Origin of the sequence: Campylobacter concisus (assembly GCF_015230035.1) — a bacterium.
GTDB classification, from domain to species: domain Bacteria; phylum Campylobacterota; class Campylobacteria; order Campylobacterales; family Campylobacteraceae; genus Campylobacter_A; species Campylobacter_A concisus_BK.
The window spans coordinates 1-15,869 of record NZ_JAAKZD010000004.1; the positions used below are offsets into that span (position 1 = coordinate 1).

14 protein-coding genes and 1 pseudogene are annotated in these 15,869 nt (G+C 39.7%); 12 read left to right on the forward strand and 3 right to left on the reverse strand.

Going from position 1 to position 15,869, the window contains the following annotated elements:
• Positions 1-2,088, forward strand: a 2,088-nt coding sequence (locus tag G6W41_RS03205; protein WP_194170602.1) for a pentapeptide repeat-containing protein, incomplete at its 5' end; no start/stop codon positions are given.
• 104 nt (positions 2,089-2,192) lie between these two features.
• Entirely contained in the window at positions 2,193-4,568 is a 2,376-nt protein-coding gene (locus G6W41_RS03210) for a ribonucleoside-diphosphate reductase subunit alpha (RefSeq protein WP_194170603.1), read from the forward strand.
• Between the two features lie 61 nt (positions 4,569-4,629).
• Here G6W41_RS03210 and G6W41_RS03215 read toward each other — a convergent pair whose 3' ends face one another.
• A complete protein-coding gene (locus G6W41_RS03215; RefSeq protein WP_194170604.1) occupies positions 4,630-5,073 on the reverse strand; it encodes a hypothetical protein in 444 nt (147 codons plus the stop codon).
• A gap of 301 nt (positions 5,074-5,374) precedes the next feature.
• Between G6W41_RS03215 and G6W41_RS03220 the strand changes: the two are divergent.
• The 9 genes and pseudogenes from G6W41_RS03220 to G6W41_RS03265 all read left to right on the forward strand — a co-directional run bounded on the left by G6W41_RS03220 (position 5,375) and on the right by G6W41_RS03265 (position 13,888).
• Positions 5,375-7,657, forward strand: a pseudogene (locus G6W41_RS03220) (ribonucleoside triphosphate reductase).
• Between the two features lie 99 nt (positions 7,658-7,756).
• Positions 7,757-8,431 (forward strand): anaerobic ribonucleoside-triphosphate reductase activating protein, encoded by a 675-nt coding sequence (locus tag G6W41_RS03230; protein ID WP_149709700.1) that lies wholly within the window; start codon positions 7,757-7,759, stop codon positions 8,429-8,431.
• An 84-nt stretch (positions 8,432-8,515) separates the two neighbouring features.
• On the forward strand, positions 8,516-9,661 hold the full coding sequence (locus G6W41_RS03235) for an iron-containing alcohol dehydrogenase (RefSeq protein ID WP_149709699.1): 1,146 nt from the start codon (positions 8,516-8,518) through the stop codon (positions 9,659-9,661).
• Between the two features lie 29 nt (positions 9,662-9,690).
• A complete protein-coding gene (locus tag G6W41_RS03240) occupies positions 9,691-10,332 on the forward strand; it encodes an NAD(P)H-binding protein (protein WP_149709698.1) in 642 nt (213 codons plus the stop codon).
• A complete protein-coding gene (locus G6W41_RS03245; protein WP_149709697.1) occupies positions 10,329-11,099 on the forward strand; it encodes an SDR family NAD(P)-dependent oxidoreductase in 771 nt (256 codons plus the stop codon). Before G6W41_RS03240 ends, G6W41_RS03245 begins: the two co-directional genes overlap by 4 nt.
• A gap of 70 nt (positions 11,100-11,169) precedes the next feature.
• Positions 11,170-12,606, forward strand: a complete 1,437-nt coding sequence (locus G6W41_RS03250; RefSeq protein WP_149709696.1) for a subtype B tannase — start codon at positions 11,170-11,172, stop codon at positions 12,604-12,606.
• A gap of 15 nt (positions 12,607-12,621) precedes the next feature.
• The gene (locus G6W41_RS03255; RefSeq protein WP_194170606.1) at positions 12,622-13,302 is read left to right on the forward strand and encodes a putative quinol monooxygenase; all 681 of its coding nucleotides are present in this window, start codon (positions 12,622-12,624) and stop codon (positions 13,300-13,302) included.
• 77 nt (positions 13,303-13,379) lie between these two features.
• Positions 13,380-13,661, forward strand: a complete 282-nt coding sequence (locus tag G6W41_RS03260) for a YciI family protein (RefSeq protein ID WP_194170607.1) — start codon at positions 13,380-13,382, stop codon at positions 13,659-13,661.
• A 38-nt stretch (positions 13,662-13,699) separates the two neighbouring features.
• On the forward strand, positions 13,700-13,888 hold the full coding sequence (locus G6W41_RS03265) for a DUF2798 domain-containing protein (RefSeq protein ID WP_275944619.1): 189 nt from the start codon (positions 13,700-13,702) through the stop codon (positions 13,886-13,888).
• A gap of 38 nt (positions 13,889-13,926) precedes the next feature.
• Here the strand turns inward: G6W41_RS03265 and G6W41_RS03270 are convergent, their stop codons facing one another.
• Both G6W41_RS03270 and G6W41_RS03275 read right to left on the reverse strand, forming a co-directional pair.
• Positions 13,927-14,217, reverse strand: a complete 291-nt coding sequence (locus G6W41_RS03270; protein ID WP_002940734.1) for a DUF5339 domain-containing protein — start codon at positions 14,215-14,217, stop codon at positions 13,927-13,929.
• A gap of 110 nt (positions 14,218-14,327) precedes the next feature.
• Complete coding sequence (locus tag G6W41_RS03275) at positions 14,328-14,972, reverse strand: ferritin family protein (RefSeq protein ID WP_012140636.1); 645 nt, start codon at positions 14,970-14,972, stop codon at positions 14,328-14,330.
• Between the two features lie 239 nt (positions 14,973-15,211).
• On the opposite strand from G6W41_RS03275, the gene G6W41_RS03280 reads away from it, so the two are divergent.
• On the forward strand, positions 15,212-15,868 hold the full coding sequence (locus G6W41_RS03280; protein ID WP_103585519.1) for a thiol:disulfide interchange protein DsbA/DsbL: 657 nt from the start codon (positions 15,212-15,214) through the stop codon (positions 15,866-15,868).
• The last annotated feature ends 1 nt before the right edge of the window (position 15,869 follow it).

Consider the following 15,869-nt stretch of genomic DNA (forward strand, 5'->3'; position numbering starts at 1 on the left):
TTTACAAAGTGCATATTCTATTCAAAATCATATAATATAGATTTTGCTTCAACAAATTTTAAAAATGTTACCTTTAAAAAGTGTATTTTTAAATCAAACATAAATATAAAAGACGCTAAATTTAAAAATTTTACCTTTAAAGAATGCACTGTTTTTGGTGATTTTATAGCTAACGACTGCATTTTTAAAAATGTAATTTTTAAAAATAATAAATTTTACGGTTTTACTAATTTTAAAAATACTATTTTTAAAGACAATGCCTACTTTAACAATTCTGAATTTAATAAATTTGCAGATTTTCATGAGTGCAAATTTAAAAAAATAGCTTCCTTTTATGGGATAAGATTTCATAAAACACCAAATTTTAACAGTGTAACTTTCTTAGAAAAGCCGATTTTAATTAATATGAAATTTGATTCGCATAGTTTTAGCAGTATAAAACAAGATTGCGATGATGAAATAAAAAGGAGATTTGAAAACAATAAAGAAGCCACCGAAGCAGAATTTTATCCAAAAGTATATTCTGATTTTAGAAACTCATTTTCTATATTAAAACACATGTTAAATCAAAATGAGAATCTAATAGATGCAAGCAACCATCACAAAGCAGAGCTTTATTGTAAGGAAATGGGACTTGATTATGAAATTAAATATGATGAAAAATCAAGAGTAAATTTTAATAAAAACATAAACTCATTTGAAAAAAGAAATGTAAATTATTTATATTCTAAGATACTTTTTGTTGTATTTGCAGCGGTCATGACCATCTCTTTATTATTTTTGAAATTCTGTAAAGAATTCGGTTTTTTAGAGAGTCTTGTTTATTCATTGATTGGTAGCGTCTCGCTATATGGTGCATATATAATAGTCGCAGGATTTATATACAGCATATTTAATATAAAATATTTTATTAATTTTATAAATATCGTATTATTTAAAATGAAATTGCCAGATATAACTAAATGGGTTGAGGCGTTGCAATTATATCTATACCGAAAAACTAGCGATCATCATACAAATTTAAATAAAATTTTTCATTTTACTTTACTGATGATCGTAAGTTATTGGTCTTGTCTGTTTTGCATTAATACAATAGGCGAAATTGGATTAAACGAAACAATGTATTTTTGTTTGAATTTAATAACGCTTGCCTTACTTATATTTATACCAATACTTAATAGTGAAAAGATAAGCGACGTGGGCACTTTGGTGATCTCGTTTTTATTTGCCATTTTTTTATTTATTATTTTTATCTTACAAAATATATCATATATAACTTTTGGTATTTTGCTGTATATGCTTATTTTTTCTTTTACATATTTTGTTTTTAATAGGAGTAACAACCTAGCAATTATCCTAACAAAAACTCTTACTTATGCCGGTTTTATTATAGTATTGTTAAAGAGTCCAGAGCTTATAAATCCAACATTAAACATATTTAATAAAGAAAATATAGAAAATAAAATTTTGTCAGAAAAGCTTGCTAAATTAGATTATAAGGATTTAGCAAATTTAACAAGACTATCATTTGGAGATTATAATATTGATACAAACATAACTTTTTTAGAGAGTAATATAGTAAACCAAAGAGAACTTATTATAACTAACAAAGCAACATTAGAGAACGTTTTAGGTATTTTGTTTCAAAAAAAAGAAAAAGAGGAATTGAATAAAATCCTAAAAAATCTTCCTAATAAAGATGATCTAAATACAACACTAAAAGAACCTAAAAATAGAAGTATTGCACTAGATTTGATTTTTGCGGCAGATAAAGTATATAAACGCGGTCTTTATGATATGGAGATGAGTGATAAATTTAGATTAAGATTTGGTCTTGCAGATGAAAAGGATATCCAAAAAGAAATAGATTTGATTATTGGTAATATTGCAAGGATTGAGGAGGTATTGCAAAAACTAACCCCTATTGTAGAAAAACAAAAAATTTATCTTGATATCTATAATGCGATAAGATTAGATAAAATAAATTCGCAAACATACAAATCAACATATATTTTATACGTTATTGTTATGATTTTATGTTTATATTCATTAGCAAAAACATCACGCAAAAATTCAATAGTATCATAGTCGCAAGAGTTATAATTCTTGTTGGTAAAAATAAGAACATTCTAAGTAGTTTAAAAACAACCATTAGATACAATTATAACGATTATAAAAAAGAAAGAGAGCAAATGAAAGTAGTAAAACGTAATGGCAGAACAGAAGAGCTTGATATCAGCAAGATCAAAAAATACACAAACGAAGCCGTCTTAGGTCTTAGCAACGTAAGTCTTAGCGAGCTTGAAGTAGATGCGAAAATTCAGTTTAGAGATATGATAACGACTGAGGAAATTCAGCAAACTCTTATAAAAACAGCAGTTGATAAGATCGATATCGACCGCCCAAACTGGACATTTGTCGCTGCGAGGCTATTTTTGTTCGACCTTTATCACAAAGTGACTGGCTTTAACGGCTACAACCATCTAAAAGACTACCTCGCAAAGGGCGAAAAGGTAGGCCGCATCATCCCTGGTCTAAAAGAGAAGTACGATCTTGAGGATCTAAACGCATACATAAAGCCAGAGCGCGACCTCCAGTTTGCATACCTTGGTATCAAGACGCTTTATGATCGCTACCTCATCAAAGACAAGAGCGGTATGCCTATCGAGCTACCACAGCACATGTTTATGGCGATCGCTATGTTTCTTGCGCAAAACGAGCTAGATAGCCAAGGCTGGGCTAAGAAATTTTACGACCTCATCTCTAAATTTGAAGTGATGCTAGCCACGCCAACGCTCTCAAACGCAAGGACTACACGCCACCAGCTAAGCAGCTGTTACGTAGGCAGCACGCCTGATAATATCGAGGGCATTTTTGATAGCTACAAAGAGATGGCGCTACTTTCAAAATTTGGCGGCGGTATCGGCTGGGACTGGAGCAAGGTGCGCGCGATGGGTGGTAGTATCGACGGACACAAAAACGCAGCTGGCGGTATCATACCATTTTTAAAAGTGACAAACGACATCGCAGTGGCGGTCGATCAGCTAGGCACTAGAAAGGGCGCGATCGCTGTTTATATCGAGCCTTGGCACATGGACGTGAGCGATTTTCTCGATCTTCGTAAAAACTCAGGCGAAGAGAGACGCCGCGCGCACGAGCTTTTCCCTGCGCTTTGGATAAACGACCTATTTATGAAGCGTGTCAAAGAAAATGGCCGCTGGAGCCTTTTTGACCCAGCTCAAGTGAGCGACCTTTGCGACCTTTACGGCGAGGAGTTTGAGAAGAGATATTTAGAGTATGAAAACGACGAAAATATCCAGAAAAACACCATCCTTGCAAAAGAGCTTTGGAAGAAAATTTTAACTAGCTATTTTGAAACAGGCATGCCATTTTTATGCTTTAAAGATAACGCCAACAAAGCAAATCCAAATGACCACGAGGGCATCATCAGAAGCTCAAATTTATGCACCGAAATTTTCCAAAACACAGCGCCAAACTACTATAAGATCAAGATCACTTATGAAGATGGCGGCGAGGAGCTATTTGACGAAGAAGAAGACGTCACCGTTGATAGTGGCATAACTAAAAAGGCCAAAAAGCTTAGCGCGCTTGATAGCCTAAAAGGCAAGCAAATTTTCATCGTAGAAAAAGAGAGCATCGAGGGCAAAACCGCAGTTTGCAACCTTGCAAGTATAAATTTAAGCAAGATAAACAGCAAAGAGGATATCGAGCGCGTCGTGCCGATAGCTATTAGGATGCTTGATAACGTTATAGATCTAAATTTCTACCCGCACAAAAAGGTAAAACACACAAACCTATCATCTCGCTCGATCGGCCTTGGCGTCATGGGCGAGGCGCAAATGCTAGCTGAGAAAAACGTAAAATGGGGCAGCTACGAGCATTTGGCGCTGATTGATAGCATAATGGAAAACATAAGCTACAACGCGATCTACGCTAGCTCAAATTTAGCCGTAGAAAAGGGCATCTATCCAAAATTTGAAGGCTCAAAATGGAGCAAAGGCATCATGCCGATAGACACCGCAAACGAGAACGCAAAAGCTCTTTTAAACGACAAAGGCGGGCTATTTGACGAAAATGTCTGCGACTGGGACAAGCTAAGAGAAAAAGTCAAACGCGATGGCATGAGAAACGGCTACCTAATGGCGATCGCTCCAACTAGCTCGATCTCGATCCTCGTTGGCACCACTCAGACCATCGAGCCAGTCTATAAGCGCAAGTGGTTTGAGCACAACCTAAGCGGTATGATCCCAAATGTCGTGCCAAATTTAAGCCCTGATACGTGGCAGTTTTACACGCCAGCTTACGAGCTTGATCAAAGAATTCTTATAAAAGCAGGCGCTATCCGCCAAAAATGGATTGACCAAGGACAAAGTCTAAATATCTTCATGAGTTTAGATAAGGCAAGTGGCGGATATCTGAGTGAAATTTACACGCTTGCATGGGAGCTTGGACTAAAATCAACCTACTATCTACGCTCTGAGTCACCAGATAGCGAAAAACTAAACGACGTAGCTGACCGCTCGATCGAGTGCGAGGGATGTCAGTAGTTAAATTTAAGAGAGAAATTTCTCTCTTAAATTTTTTAAATTGTCTATTAAATTTATAAATTTACGGAAGTGTCACAAAGCTTAATTTTATACCAAGCTCATCTGCTAGCTTGCTTAGCTTCTCGCTCTTTTCTATTCCTGCTGAAATACAAAACTGCATACCATTTACGTTACGCTCTTTTAGTCTCGTAAAGACATTTGACATGAGTGACTCCGTTTTCATCCCACTTTCGCCGTAGATGACAAAGGCATCCACGCCCTCTTGTATTTTATCCGTTAGATTGTTGTAAAAACCTCCGTCGTTGTTTGAAACACTAGTTGTTGCGCTAGCTATTGCGTCAGCAAGCAAACCACGACTTGGTACTAGCATAATGACTGTACTATCTGATTTTAGGGCGCATTTTGCAAAGCTTTTCATCATGCCATCTTCGGGTGATTTTACGCCGTTGGATGATGCACAGCCAGCCAAAAGTAGACCTATGGCGAGCGTTGTGATTTTTTTCATTGAAACTCCTTTTTTTGAAAATCGACTAATATTAACATAAATTAAATAAGGATTATATGAAAGACAAATTTAAATATATTATTTTAAAAACTAAAACTAAAATAATTATTTAAGTAAATATAATAAAATTTTAGTTTAAAATGCTTAAAATACGTAAAAATATACTTAAGAAAACTCTCTAAAATTTTATATTTTTTGATAAATATTATTAAACAAAATAAAATAGTTATCTATCTTTTAAGCTTTCTTGTCCTATACTTTTAAACTCCATATCAAAAAAATAATCAGAAAAGAGCAAGCGATGCGTGAAATTTTAAAACGAGATGGCACAAGGCAAGAATTTGTAGCATACAAGATAGTAGATGCGATCAAAAAGGCATTTGCAAGCGAAAATAAAGCTTATGACGAGCAAGTTTTTACAAACGTAGTCCAAGACATCTTTCAAAAATCAAGCGCGATAACAGTCGAAGACATCCAAGATGCGATAGAAAAAGAGCTATTTGACGGCGGACATTTTGAGGTTTTAAAGAGCTTTATGCTCTACCGCCACACGCACAAGCTCCAACGCGAGCAAATTTTAGGGCTAAACGAAGATACGACCTATATAAACTCAACCCAAACGATAAATGAGTATATAAACGGCACCGACTGGAGAATTTCTGCAAATTCAAACACAAGCTACTCAAATGCAGGCCTTATAAACAACACAGCCGGCAAAGTCATAGCAAACTACTGGCTAGACGCTGTTTATAGCAAAGAAGAAGGGCTAGCGCACAGAAATGGCGACTACCATATCCACGACCTTGACTGCCTTACAGGGTATTGTGCTGGCTGGAGTTTGCGAGCCTTGCTAAATGAGGGCTTTAACGGCGTTCGTGGCAGGGTCGAGAGCAGAGCGCCAAAGCACTTTAGAGAGGCGCTTTATCAGATGGCAAATTTCTTAGGAATTTTGCAAAGCGAGTGGGCGGGCGCTCAGGCGTTTTCTAGCTTTGACACCTACCTTGCGCCTTACGTTTTCAAAGATGATCTAAGTGACGCTGAGATCAAAAAGGCGATAACTAGCTTCATTTTCAACCTAAACGTCCCTGCACGCTGGGGACAAAGCCCATTTACAAACGTAACCATAGACATCACATGCCCAAGCGACCTAAGAGATCAGAGCCCAACGAGCGATGATATACACCTCTTTACGAACGTAAAAGATGAGAAAATTTTGAAAAAAGCAAACGAGCGTGGCAGGAAAAATTTGATCGATATGACCTACAAGGACTTCGAGCCTGAGATGGCACGCATAGACAAGGCATTTTACGAGGTCTTGACAGCTGGCGACAAGTGTTCGCAGCCTTTTACATTCCCTATACCAACGGTAAATATCACAGAGGACTTTAACTGGGATAGCGAAGTAGCCGACGTGCTCTTTGAAAATACCGCAAAAATGGGCTCAAGCTACTTTCAAAATTTCATCGGCTCGCAATACACTTACGATGAAAATGGCAACAAGATAGAAAACGAAAACGCCTATAAGCCAGGCCACGTGCGCTCTATGTGTTGCCGCTTGCAGCTTGATCTAAGAGAGCTTTTAAAACGTGGTGGTGGTCTTTTTGGAAGCGCTGAGATGACTGGCTCGATAGGCGTCGTCACTATAAATTTAGCCCGCCTTGGTTATAACTTCAAAGGCGATAAGGTCGCACTTTACAACAGGCTAAGCTACCTTTTAGAGCTAGCTAAATCAACCCTAGAGAAAAAGCGTAAATTTATCCAAGAGATGTATGACAGAGGGCTTTATCCTTACACAGCGAGGTATCTAAAGCACTTTAATAACCATTTTAGCACGATCGGCATAAATGGCATGAACGAGCTACTTAGAAATTTCACCGACGATAAAGAGAACATTTCAACTAAATTTGGACGAGAATTTGCCCTTGAGATGGTTGGATTTTTACGTGATAAGATAAGGACATTTCAAGAAGAGAGTGGAAATTTATATAACCTTGAGGCCACACCTGCTGAGGGCACAACATACCGCTTTGCCAAAGAGGATAAGAAGCGCTATCCAGACATCATCCAAGCAGGCGAGGGCGATAATATCTACTACACAAACTCAACCCAGCTACCTGCAAATTTCACAGACGACGCTTACGAAGCGCTTGATCTGCAAGATGAGCTACAAAGCGCCTACACTGGCGGCACCGTCTTTCACCTATATATGAAAGAGCGCATCAGCTCGGCTAAAGCTTGCAAAGAGCTTGTAAAGAGTATAATCTCAAACTACAAACTCCCATACATCACGATAACGCCGGTATTTAGCGTCTGCGCAAAGCATGGCTACATAGCTGGCGAGCATGAGTTTTGCCCACTTTGTGATGCAGAGCTGATAGAAAATGAAAAGAAAAAATCCAAATAAGGAGAGAAGATGACAGAAAAAGAAATTTTAGAAAAAGTGCAAGACAAACGCACAAGATGCGTGGTTTATACTCGTGTTATGGGCTACCACAGACCAGTTGAGAGCTTTAATCTCGGTAAAAAAGGCGAGCACAAAGAGCGTGTTAAATTTGACGAATACGCAAGTTGCTGCAAACGATAAATTTTTTGCCTAAAAACAATAATAAATTTAAAAAAATCAACTAAAATGCAAACCAAAGGCACGCCCCTGTGCCTTTTAGTTTAAAAAAGGGTCAAAAACTTGCAAAAAGTCTTTAGTATAACGCCATTTACGACGCTTGACTACCCAGACAAAGTGGCAGCTGTCATTTGGTTCGCAGGGTGTAATATGCGCTGTGGATACTGCTACAACATCGAGGTTGTAAAGTCAAATGGCACTATAAGCTTTAGCGAAGTTTGCGACTTTTTAGACCGCAGGGTCGGCAAGTTAAATGGCATCGTCTTTAGTGGCGGCGAATGCACAGCAAACCCTCTTTTTTTAAGGCTGGCACGCGAGGTCAAAGCGCGTGGCTTTAGCTTAAAGGTCGATACCAACGGCTCATATCGTGACGTCTTGAAAGAGGCGATAGATGAGGGGCTGATTGATTACATCGCTCTTGATTTTAAAGCTCCAAAAGAGAAATTTATCGGCATCACTGGCTCAAATTTATATGAGAAATTTGCCTCCACGCTAAAATATCTCATAGAGATAAATTTTAAATTTGAAGTTAGAACGACCGTGCATGCGGACTTGCTAAGCGAAAAGGATATCTCTGAGATGTCTGAGCTGCTTTACGAGCTTGGGTATAGAGGGGATTATTTCTTACAAAAATTCTTTAACACTGGCGAAAATTTTGGAGGCTTAGGCGATCCAAAAAACAGCTTCGATCCAGATAAGATCACATCAAAACTACCTATCAGACTAAGAAATTTCTAAATTTAGCGCAGATAAAAATAGCTAAAAATAAGAAAATTTAACTAAAATTTACCCCAAATCACAAAAGCAAACAAGGAGAAAACTATGCAAAATTTCAGCTTTTTAAACCCTACTAAAATAGAATTTGGAAAAGACAAAGAGCAAAACATCGGCAAATATATGAAAGAATTTGGTGCAAAAAAGACGCTCATCATCTATGGCAGCGACAGGATCATACAAAACGGACTTTTTGACATCGCCACAAAGAGCTTAAGCGCAAATGGCATCGAGTTTTGCAAGATAGGCGGCGTGAAGTCAAACCCAGTGCTAAGCAAGGTAAATGAGGCTATAAATTTAGCTAAAAAGCAAGGCGTCGATAGCGTGCTAGCCATAGGCGGTGGCTCGGTGCTTGACACGGCTAAAGCTGTGGCTGCAGGAGTAAAATATAACGGCGATGTTTGGGACTTTTTTACTGGCAAATGCCCAAAAGAGGCGCTTATGATCTTTGACATCATAACGCTTGCTGCAACTGGCTCAGAGATGAACGGCGGTGCAGTCGTCACAAATGAAGCCACAAAAGAGAAATTTGCCATGCACGGCGCTTGTCTTTACCCAAAAGTATCGGTGGTAAATCCGCTTCTTCAAGCAAGCGTTAGCAAGGAGTACTTGGTCTATTCAGCTTCAGACATCATCGCTCACAGCATCGAGGGCTACTTTACGGCGAGCATCCAGCCTGAGATCATAAATTTATACATCGAAGCAAACATCAAAACCGTCATGAAAACGACTGAAATTTTACTAAAAGAGCCAGAAAACTATGGCGCTAGAGGCGAGTTTGCCTGGGCTGCGACGATGGCGCTAAATGGCCTAACTTACGTTGGCACGGCTGGCTACTCATATCCAAACCACATGATCGAGCACGCCATAGGTGCGGTGGTTGATTGCGCGCACGGGGCTGGGCTAAGTGTCGTTATGCCAGCTTGGATGAAGTGGTATAAGAGTAGAAATTTAAAGGCATTTAAGCGCTTTGGCAAAGAAATTTTTGGCGTGGATGACGCAGACGAGGCTATTAAAAAGCTAAAAGAGTGGTTTAGCAAGATCGGCACGCCAACAAGCCTAATTGAGATCGGCGTTGATGAGTCAAATTTAGACGAGATCATGGCGCTAGTTTATGACTACGCCAAGGGCAGGGGCTTGGAGCAAATTTATACAAAAGAGGCCATAAGCGAAATTTTTGCCTTAGCGAGATAGAATTTATCCAAAATTTACAAAGGATAAACATGAAAAAAGTCGCCCTTATCGCAGGAGCCAGCGGCGCTGTAGGAAGTGAAATTTTAAAAAATTTATGCGAGAGTGAGCACTACAGCAAGGTTGTCGCCCTTGTTAGGCATGAGCTAGAATTTACCCATGAAAAGCTTGAAGTAAAGATAGTAAATTTTGATGATTTTAAAGATGAGGTGCCATTTATCGCTGATGACGTTTTTTGCGCGCTTGGCACGACGATGAAAGCGGCAAAGCACAAAGAGCAGTTTTACAAAGTCGATGTGACCTATCCGATAAATTTCGCTAAATTTGGCTTGGAGTGCGGCGCAAAACGCTTTGTCTTGCTCTCGGCTGCAGGCGCAAACAGAAAGTCAGGCTCATTTTACCTAAAGGCAAAAGGTCAAGCAGAAGCAAAGATAAAAGAGCTTGGATATAGCTCATTTCACATCGCCAGACTGCCACTTATCGAGGCTGAGAGAAAGGAATTTAGACTTGGCGAGTATCTAGCGATAAAGGCGTTTAAATTTATCCCAAAAGGCTTTTTTGACGAGTATCGTCCGATGAGGGCGGCTGATATCGCTAAAGTGATCGTGCAAGTAGCGCAAGATGACCACAGCGAGGGTGTGAAAATTTATAGTCCGGTGGAGTATGCGAAGTGAAAAAATACATCGCCATCACTGGAGCAAGCTCAGGCATCGGAGCGGCGGCGGCAAAGGCATTTGCAAAACGCGGGGAGAATTTGATCCTTATCGCAAGGCGGGGCGAGCTTTTAGAAAATTTAAAAAGCGAGATAGCTAAATTTGCAAATGTCGATGTGGTGATAGAGCTTTGCGACCTTTCAAAGCAAGAAAATGCCCTTTCTCTTTGGCGTAATTTAGAAAAATTTGAGCTAAAAGCGCTTATAAACAACGCTGGTTTTGGCGACTATAACAAGGTCGGCGAACAAAATTTAGACAAAATCACACAGATGATAAATTTAAACATCATCTCACTTGTCACGCTCTCAACGCTCTTTACTAAAAAATATAAAGACAAAGATACGCAGCTTATAAACATCTCTTCGATAGGCGGCTACAAGATCGTGCCAAACGCCGTCACATACTGCGCTAGCAAATTTTTCGTAAGTGCCTTTAGCGAGGGACTTTACCACGAGCTAGCACAGGATAAGCAGGCGAAAATGCAGGCAAAAGTGCTGGCCCCAGCTGCCACAAAGACAGAATTTGGCATGGTGGCAACTAGCAAAGAGAGCTACGACTATGACAAGGCGTTTAAAAAGTACCACACGAGCGAGCAGATGGCGGAGTTTTTGCTTCGCCTTTATGATAGCCACTACTGCGTTGGCTCGGTCGATAGAGATAGCTTTGAATTTTCACTGCACCAGCCTAAATTTGACTACGCTATCAAATACGAGCCAAAAGATAACTAGGCCTTAAAGCCTTGGTAGCCTACGCCAAGGCTAGCGAAACAAAAAGTAGGACAAAATAAAAAGGTAGATCATGAAATGCGTTAGAGTTGCTATTTTAGGGGTTTGTTTGGTAGGCGCTTGCTTTGGCGGTGAGCTTAAATTTGATGAAAATAAATTTGAGCTAAAAAGCGTGCAAGTTGGCGAGAGGACGCTTAAATTTAGAGCCTATGAGGGCATAGTCTATGTGGCAAAGCCAGCTAGCGACTATGAGGTGCTAAATTTTTACGTGCCAGAGGGTAAATTTAGCGACCAAAAGAGCGCTATCTTTATGCCAAACGCTATCGGTGGCTACATGAGCGCAATGCCACAAAAGCCAGAAATCCAAAATGAAAAGCCAAATGCCACTCTTGAAGCACTTCTTAGAGGCTACGTCGTGGCAAGCGTTGGCGCTAGGGGCAGGACGCTAAAAGAGGGTGGGCGTTTTATCGGCAAAGCACCAGCTGCGATAGTCGATCTAAAAGCAGCCGTTAGATATCTTAAATTTAACGACAAATTTATGCCAGGCGACGCAAACAAGATCATCTCAAACGGCACGAGCGCAGGCGGTGCGATGTCGGCACTTCTAGGAGCTAGCGCAAATGCAAAAGAGTATGAGCCATATCTTAAAGAGCTAGGCGCTGCGAAAGCTGACGATCAAATTTATGCCGCTTCAGCCTACTGCCCTGTGACAAATTTAGAGCATGAGGACGAGGCGTATGAGTGGATGTTTGGGGATTTGGATAAATTTGAAAGGATAGACTTTTCAAGTCTTGATGCGAGCACTTTTAACGACAGAAGCAAAAAGCCAAAGATGATCGCAGGCGAGCTAAACGCCACGCAAAAAGAGCTCTCACGCGAGCTAAAGAGTAAATTCCCAGCCTATCTAAACTCGCTAAATTTAAAAGACGCCAAAGGTCACGCACTAAGCCTTGATGAAAACGGCGAGGGCAGCTTCAAAGAGTATATAAACGCTCTTGTTTCAAGGGCATTTACCGCTACAAAAAGCAGCGACAAAAGCACGCTCACGCCTAAATTTATAACTCTTGACACGCAGGGCTGCTCGCTTGGATATACATTCAAATTTGAGGACTTCATCGCCTCGCTAAAACGCGCCAAAGAGGTGGTTGCCTTTGACGGATTTGGGCTAGAAAATCCAGAAAACGACCTTTTTGGCGATAGCAAAACGCCTGCAAAGCACTTTACTAAATTTGCAAAAGAGCGAAGTGGCGGCGAGATGGCGGATGCTAGCGTCATAAAGATGATGAATGCGATGAACTACACTAAAAATAAAGAGGCGGCGAAATTTTACCGCATAAGACAGGGCACAAACGACACCGACCTAGCCCTTGCCGTGCCTGCTATGATCGCACTCTCGCTTAAAAATGCTGGCAAAGAGGTTGATTTCGAAGCGGTCTGGGGGCAAGGACATGGCGGCGACTACGATTTAGACGAGCTTTTTGCTTGGATGAAAAGAGTGGTTGAGAAATAAATTTAAGGAAATTTGATGTTTAAAAAGCTATTTTTACTAGCGGTTTTGGCAGCATTTGCCTTTGGGGCGGAGGCGAAAGTGAGCTTATATGAGCTGCTTTCAACGCCAAATAACAAGAGCTTGCTAAAGCGTCTTGGCAGGGAAAAAATACTAAGCTCAAAGAGTGAGCCAGGCACGCAGGCGATCTTTTTTGCGAGCTCAAAGAGCAAGCCAGAGCTATTTTACGTGCTTGAGTTTTACAAGGACGAGGCGGCTTATAAAAAGCATATAGGCTCGGCGCATTTTAAGAAATTTGCAAGTGCGAGTGATGAAATTTTAGCTAGTAAAAAGGCTATAAGCGTGAAAAAGAGGGCTGCGTTTTCTAAAAATTTAACGCCAGAGCGCCTAAAAGATGCCTACTTTCACATCACAAACTTAAGCCTTTTAGCAAAGAGCGATGCGAAATTTGAAAAGATCATCAAAAAATATATGCAAAAAAGCGTAGATGAGGACGCTTACGCGCAGTTTGCCTTTAGTCAAAAAGAGGCACCTAATAAATGGGTGCTGGTTGAAATTTACAAAGACGAAGCTAGCTTTGAGAGCTACCGCCACAGCGAAAACTACAAGGCTTACGCCAAAGAGCGAGCTGGGCTAATAGATGAATTTGACGGCTTTGGTCTTAAGAACGAGACCTCATTTAGCAAAATAAAATTTTAGGAGATTTATGAAAAAGATCTGCTTTTGCCATTTATAAGGCGAGCGGATTTGTTTGCAAGTAAATTTAAAGGAAAAAGATGTTTATCGTTACTATTAGTTTAAAAACAGATCTCATACCAAAAGAGAGAGCTGATGAGCTTTTTGCCGAGCATAGAGGGTGGTTTATAAAATATGTTGATAGAGGAAATTTCTTGCTTCTTGGGCCATTTGTGGATGATGAACACGCAGGCGTCGTGGTCGTAGATGCTAAGAACCGCAAAGAGCTTGATGAAATTTTATCTCAAGATGTCTATCATGCGCCTGGGTATGCTGAGTATGTGGTTAGAGAATTTAAGGCTATTATGGGCAAAATTTCATGATACCAGCGAAATTTTATAGATATGTTTTTGCGTTTATAATGTCAGCATTTATGGCGCTTATAATGTCCTTTATGTTGACATATTTTAACCTAGGCTTTATTGACGGCTTTGTGCAAATTTGGTTAGCAGCTTATCTAAAAGCCTTTATGGTCGCCTATCCTGTGATATTTTTCATAGCGCCACTGGCTGCAAAACTAGCAAATTTGATATGTAAAAAAGAGAGTTAAATTTGAAGTGTGGCTAGAGAGTCTAGCCACGTGAAGGTTTATTTTAAAAGACCTTGTTTTTTCATTTGATCCATTACTTGAGCAAACATCTCTTTAGCTTGTTTGCAAGTAGCGTCTTGTTGCTCTTTTGGTAAAGAAGCTAGTTGATCCATTGATTGTTTCTTTTGATCTTCATACATTTTTACTTGTTGCTCTTGACCAGCTTGTTTGTAAGCTTCGACCATTTTGTCGATGTCTGAGAAGTAAGACTTGCAAGTATCTGTAAGATCTGCAGCGTTTAGGCTTAGTGCAAAGCCAAGAGTAGCTAAAACTAAAAGTGATTTTTTCATCTCTTTCTCCTTGTGAAAATTTAAGGAGATTATATAACTTTTTTATTTTAAATAGATTTAAATTTATTAAATTTAGCCAAGACAAGCGCCTTGGCTAAAATTTTGGCTTTTTAGCCTAGGAATTCTCGCTTAAAATACTCTTTTGGAGCTTTGCAAAGTGGGCAAGCGCCTGGAGCTTTTTTGCCTCTGTGAACGTGTCCGCACACCTCGCAAACCCAGATATCCTCTTCATCGCTCTCAAAAAAGCCCTCTTCATCAAGCATCTTTTTAAGCTCTAAATACTCTCTTTCATGCTCTACTTCAACCTTGCCGATCGCGTTAAATAGCCTCTCAACATCTCTTAGCTCTTCTTCTTTTGCGATCTTTGCAAAGTCTGGATACATCGTCGTATGCTCGTAGTTTTCGCCAGCTGCAGCGTCAAGTAAATTTTTATCCATCTTATCGATAGGATCGTTCATCATCTCGTGATATTTTTTAAATTCAGCCCTTGCATGCCATTTCTCGTTTTCAGCTGCCTCGTAAAAGTGTCTAGCTATAGCGTGATAGCCTGCTTCTTTAGCTAGGTCGCCGTAAAGTTCGTACTTGTTTCTAGCTTGTGACTCGCCAGCAAATGCCTTCATCAAATTTACCGCTGTTAAATTTTCAGTGATGCATTTCATCTCTTCGCCGCAACAGGTTAGTGTGCCGCCGCCAACTTTTTGAACCTCGATCTCGTTGCCGCATTTCTCGCATTTGTATGTTTCGTACTGTCTCATTTTGACTCCTATTTTGATAAAATTTGAGCGGATTATAACCAAATAACTAAAATATGTAAATAATAATTTTTATTGATAACGTATATTATTTTTATAAATTTAACAAAATACAAAATCGCCAAATCCATCATCATAAATTTAAAAAAGATAAATTTCAGCCAAAATTTATTCTAGCGTTAAAAGTGCGGTTGAGCTTGGTTGTAGAATAACTCAAAATAAATCATCCAAAGGAGATCATCATGAGTTTTCTATCTAAATTTAGTAAGGCTATCTTTGCCGTTGCAGTTGCTGGTGCGATCAGTGCTAGTGCATTTAGCGAGGGCGAGGACTATGTCAAGCTTGAAAAGCCACTAAGCGTCGGACAAAATACACTAGTTAAAATTTTTAGCTACGCTTGCCCATTTTGCTACAAATACGACAAGAGCGTCACTCCAAAGGTAGTTGAGAAAATCCCTGGCCTAAAATATGAGCCATTTCACCTAAAGACAAAGGGCGATTACGGCGAGGTTGCGAGCAAGGTCTTTGCCGTACTTATCGTTATGGACGAGGCAAAGGGAGTGAGCTTGTTTGATGAAAATTCGCTATTTAAAAAGGCTAAATTTGCCTACTACAAAGCTTACCACGACAAAAAAGAGCGCTGGGGCGATGGCAAAGACGCTGAGGGCTTTTTAAAGACCGGACTTGATGCTGCTGGCGTTAGCAAAGCAGACTACGAAAAAGAGCTGGCTAATCCAAAAGTGACTGAGCTACTTAAAAAGTGGGATGAGAGCTATGACGTGGCTAAAATTCAAGGCGTGCCAGCATTTGTCGTAAATGGCAAATATCTCATCATGACAAAATCAATCAGCTCGCTTGACGGCATGGCAGCACTCATCGAAGAGCTTCTTAAAAAATAAG

What these genes read in the sequence shown, in the direction of transcription:
- G6W41_RS03210 (WP_194170603.1), top strand. Translation starts at nt 2,193, where the DNA reads ATGAAAGTAGTAAAACGTAATGGCAGAACAGAAGAGCTTGATATCAGC.
- G6W41_RS03280 (WP_103585519.1), top strand. Translation starts at nt 15,212, where the DNA reads ATGAGTTTTCTATCTAAATTTAGTAAGGCTATCTTTGCCGTTGCAGTT.
- G6W41_RS03250 (WP_149709696.1), top strand. Translation starts at nt 11,170, where the DNA reads ATGAAATGCGTTAGAGTTGCTATTTTAGGGGTTTGTTTGGTAGGCGCT.
- G6W41_RS03215 (WP_194170604.1), bottom strand. Translation starts at nt 5,073, where the DNA reads ATGAAAAAAATCACAACGCTCGCCATAGGTCTACTTTTGGCTGGCTGT.
- G6W41_RS03235 (WP_149709699.1), top strand. Translation starts at nt 8,516, where the DNA reads ATGCAAAATTTCAGCTTTTTAAACCCTACTAAAATAGAATTTGGAAAA.
- G6W41_RS03275 (WP_012140636.1), bottom strand. Translation starts at nt 14,972, where the DNA reads ATGAGACAGTACGAAACATACAAATGCGAGAAATGCGGCAACGAGATC.
- G6W41_RS03240 (WP_149709698.1), top strand. Translation starts at nt 9,691, where the DNA reads ATGAAAAAAGTCGCCCTTATCGCAGGAGCCAGCGGCGCTGTAGGAAGT.
- G6W41_RS03255 (WP_194170606.1), top strand. Translation starts at nt 12,622, where the DNA reads ATGTTTAAAAAGCTATTTTTACTAGCGGTTTTGGCAGCATTTGCCTTT.
- G6W41_RS03265 (WP_275944619.1), top strand. Translation starts at nt 13,700, where the DNA reads ATGTCAGCATTTATGGCGCTTATAATGTCCTTTATGTTGACATATTTT.
- G6W41_RS03260 (WP_194170607.1), top strand. Translation starts at nt 13,380, where the DNA reads ATGTTTATCGTTACTATTAGTTTAAAAACAGATCTCATACCAAAAGAG.
- G6W41_RS03270 (WP_002940734.1), bottom strand. Translation starts at nt 14,217, where the DNA reads ATGAAAAAATCACTTTTAGTTTTAGCTACTCTTGGCTTTGCACTAAGC.